Origin of the sequence: Streptosporangium sp. NPDC005286 (genome assembly GCF_040607515.1) — a bacterium.
Lineage (GTDB): Bacteria > Actinomycetota > Actinomycetes > Streptosporangiales > Streptosporangiaceae > Streptosporangium.
In genome coordinates this window covers 1-3064 of record NZ_JBEXGU010000362.1, presented here as the reverse complement: position 1 = coordinate 3064, position 3064 = coordinate 1, and the positions used below count along the sequence as shown (strand labels likewise).

The following is a 3064-nucleotide window of genomic DNA, read 5'->3' as shown; positions in this document are numbered from 1 at the left end:
GGGCCCGTCCACGTGGACGGGCCCCCTCCCCACTCGGCGGTCGGTCAGCGCCTGCGGCGCCAGCCTCCGCCCCCGGTGGTGGTCCGAGGGCCGGCCGAGCCGATCCCGGCCTGATGCAGAGCGAGGAGCAGAAGTCCGAGAAGCAGGAAGGTCGTCCCGCTGATCCCGCCGATCCTGGTGTTGATCAGGTCGAGCAGGAGTCCGAGGCCGAACACGACGGCGGCGGCGATGGCGAGCATGGTCACCTCGTCCCAGCGGAGATGTTGAGAAGCTGTTCCAGGGTCGTGCGGTAGCCGCGCAGGGCGGTCCGCAGATCCTCGGTGTCGTTCTTCTCGGTGTTCTTCCAGCGTCCCTGGAGCTCGGTGGTCCGGACCTCCAGAGCGTTCCTGAAAGAGGTCGTGATCTCGTCGAGCAGGGAGTCGGCCCGCTGTACCGCGTCGCGCGGGTCGTCCACGAACCCGGCCTGGACCTCCTGCCAGCGCCGCAGCACATCGTCGGAGTCATGGTCGAAGAGGGTCTCGGCCGTGGCGGGTGCCCGGTCGGCCCGCTCGGTGCCGGTGAGGCTCGCGCCCTCGTCGAGCACGTCGCCCTGCCGGTCCGCGGCGCTTCCGGGGAAAGCGGGGGTCATCGGGGAGTCGGTAGCGGGGACGCGGTCACGTACGGCGTCATGCGCGGTGTCGTCCAGGGCGTCGTACGTGGCGGTGCCGGTCACCGGCGTACCCGGGGTCATGGCCGGGTCCCGGGGGAGCGCGTCACCGTCGAGGTCGGCCGGCACGTTGCGCCGGTCGCCGGGCAGGGGGGCGCGGGTATCGGCGTCAGGGGCGGATGGCTCCTGGAACTCGGGTGCCACGTCCTCGTCGGCCTTGTGGACCAGCCGGTCGTTGTCCGGGTTGAATCGATTCTTCACGTCGGGTCACCGTCCTTGGGGATCGCGTCGGTAGGCTCGCTCGTTGCCGTCCGTGGTCTCGGGGGCGGCGGCATCCGGCTGCCTGGGATCATGGTGATGGGGGTCGTGGTCGGCGAGATCGGCCTGCCGGGCACTCCGCTCACCGTTGACCTCGCTGCCGGGAGCCGCGAGCAACTCCTCGAACAGGGCGCGGTAGTGCACCATGGCCTGCCGGAGCTCCTCGGTTGAGGCCTCCTTGTGAGCGGCCCTGCTACTGATCTCGTGGGCCTGCCGGTAGTGGTCGAGAGTGCGGCCGTGCGCGACGGACAGGTCGGAGAGCCGCTGCTCGAAGTCCTCGGTCGGGTAGCCCCGCTCGGCCATCACGGAGGTCACCAGATGGTCGGCCTCCGTCACCGCGAAACCGGGAGCGTCCACGAAACGTTCCTGGACCTCCATCCACTTCCTCGTGTAGATCTCGCGCGTCTGCGCGTCCAGGGTGCGGATGTCGAGGGAGCTGAAGCGCTGCTCGCGGGCTCTGAGCTCCTGCTCGGCGTCGCGCCTGCTGTCACGCTCCTGCAGGGTACGTTCGTATTCGGGGCCGAAGCGGTCACGAAGTCGATGTCGGCGTTGCTGCTGCAGCACGAGATAGCCGACTGCGACGATCGCCACCACCGCGACCACGATGACGGCCACCCAGATCACGGTGGACATGTCTGCCTCCGGTTGTGTAGGCGCTTGTCCCCGTGCGCTGCCCTGGGGTCAGGCCTCGAAACCGGCCGCCGACATTTATTGCCTCCCCGCCACTTCATCTGGATTTGATGTTTTAGCAGGTCCTGTCGGGTATTAGATATTCTTTTACCGCGTTTTCGAATGCGGTTCCCGGCTTCGGCGGCCGCCTATGAATTCCCGTGGCAGGAATCCCGGGCCCGATCTCCGATCTACCGGCCTACGGGCCGGTGCCCGGTCCCAGGCCGGACCTTCACCCCTCGGAGTGGGACCAGTGCGATCCCCAGACCAAGCCTTCACTCCCGGAGTGCGAACCAGTGCTCGGCTCGCAGGTCGGGCTTTCATCCCCGGCCTGCGGAGTGCCCGGCTCCCCGGCCGGGGATGAAGGCTCAGGTATGCCCTGACCCTCATTCAGCCCGTCAGGCCTGCTCCTCGGGGAGATCGAGAGCTCTGCGGGCCTCGGCCAGCACCCTGGCGGCCAGCCAGTCATCCGTGGAGGCGGGAACCTCGGTGAACCCCCTGCCGGACTCGTACGAGATGTCCAGTCCGGCGGCGACCAGCCGCCCGGCCCAGCGCAGCGCCGTGTTCAGCTTCTCGGCGGGGATCGCCCGCCCCTGCGCCACGGACGACAGGTTCCGCAGGTTCGTCGCGGGCCCCGACTGGCTGTGCGCGCGGTCCAGCTTCCAGGGGATGGCCCGCGAGTGATCGAGCATCGGCTTCGAGAGCCCGGCGGCCCGTTTCGCCTGCAAGATCCCGGACTCGCTCACCCCGAACCGTGCCGCCAGTTCCGCGTTCGACAGCCCCCGCCCGGCCAGCCGCCGCAGCTCCTCCTGGTCGATCAACGCCTTGCGCCCCACGCACCCTCACCTTTCGCGCGATCGCCTGTCCTGACGGACGTCGCCGTGTGCGAAGCCCACCCGATCTGCGCTAAGGTTATGACGTGCACCCGAGAGGTGCGCAGCACAACCGGGACGTAGCGCAGCTTGGTAGCGCACTTGACTGGGGGTCAAGGGGTCGCAGGTTCAAATCCTGTCGTCCCGACCAGGTTTTCGCTGGTCGGCAAGGGTGTCACCCGAAAGGGAGACACCCTTTCTGCATTCTGAGTGACTAAGTGAGTGACTATCGCTCCCATCACGTGAAGATCCGGTCCATCGCTTCCGCACCGCCGAGCAGGACTGGGCGGATCTGCTTGCGATAGACCGCCTCCGTGACCGCCGTCCCGCTGTGGCCGACGAGTCGCGCGATGTCCTCCAGGGGTACGCCGGAGTCGGACAGCAGCGAGACGAAGCTGTGTCGCATCTCCCGAGGCGTCCAGTCCTTCGCGGGCAGCCCGGCGTCTTTCACGATCTTCCGGAACGCCCGTCGTACGTTGTGGGAGTCCAGGGGAGTGCCGACCAGGGAGGCGAAGACGAGATCGTTCTCCGTCCACTTCGCGCCCGCCGTCTCCCGCTC

5 protein-coding genes and 1 tRNA gene are annotated in these 3064 nt (G+C 68.2%); 1 reads left to right on the top strand and 5 read right to left on the bottom strand.

Going from position 1 to position 3064, the window contains the following annotated elements; genetic code table 11:
- Positions 1 to 44: 44 nt before the first annotated feature.
- The 4 genes from ABZU75_RS46040 to ABZU75_RS46025 form a co-directional block, all read right to left on the bottom strand.
- Positions 45 to 239 carry a hypothetical protein gene (locus ABZU75_RS46040; protein WP_350930140.1) on the bottom strand — a complete coding sequence of 65 codons (195 nt, stop codon included), beginning with the start codon at positions 237 to 239 and terminating at the stop codon, positions 45 to 47.
- 2 nt (positions 240 to 241) lie between these two features.
- On the bottom strand, positions 242 to 907 hold the full coding sequence (locus tag ABZU75_RS46035) for a hypothetical protein (protein ID WP_355569788.1): 666 nt from the start codon (positions 905 to 907) through the stop codon (positions 242 to 244).
- A gap of 6 nt (positions 908 to 913) precedes the next feature.
- Complete coding sequence (locus tag ABZU75_RS46030; RefSeq protein WP_355569785.1) at positions 914 to 1597, bottom strand: hypothetical protein; 684 nt, start codon at positions 1595 to 1597, stop codon at positions 914 to 916.
- A 434-nt stretch (positions 1598 to 2031) separates the two neighbouring features.
- Positions 2032 to 2469 carry a hypothetical protein gene (locus ABZU75_RS46025; protein WP_355569782.1) on the bottom strand — a complete coding sequence of 146 codons (438 nt, stop codon included), beginning with the start codon at positions 2467 to 2469 and terminating at the stop codon, positions 2032 to 2034.
- A gap of 110 nt (positions 2470 to 2579) precedes the next feature.
- Here ABZU75_RS46025 and ABZU75_RS46020 point away from each other — a divergent pair.
- Positions 2580 to 2656, top strand: a tRNA-Pro gene (locus ABZU75_RS46020).
- An 87-nt stretch (positions 2657 to 2743) separates the two neighbouring features.
- On the opposite strand, the gene ABZU75_RS46015 is transcribed toward ABZU75_RS46020, so the two are convergent.
- The coding region (locus tag ABZU75_RS46015) for a tyrosine-type recombinase/integrase (RefSeq protein ID WP_355569777.1) at positions 2744 to 3064 on the bottom strand (321 nt) is incomplete at its 5' end.

Bases quoted from the DNA above. Each gene is read 5' to 3' on its own strand.
- ABZU75_RS46040 (WP_350930140.1), bottom strand. From the start codon at position 239: ATGCTCGCCATCGCCGCCGCCGTCGTGTTCGGCCTCGGACTCCTGCTC.
- ABZU75_RS46030 (WP_355569785.1), bottom strand. From the start codon at position 1,597: ATGTCCACCGTGATCTGGGTGGCCGTCATCGTGGTCGCGGTGGTGGCG.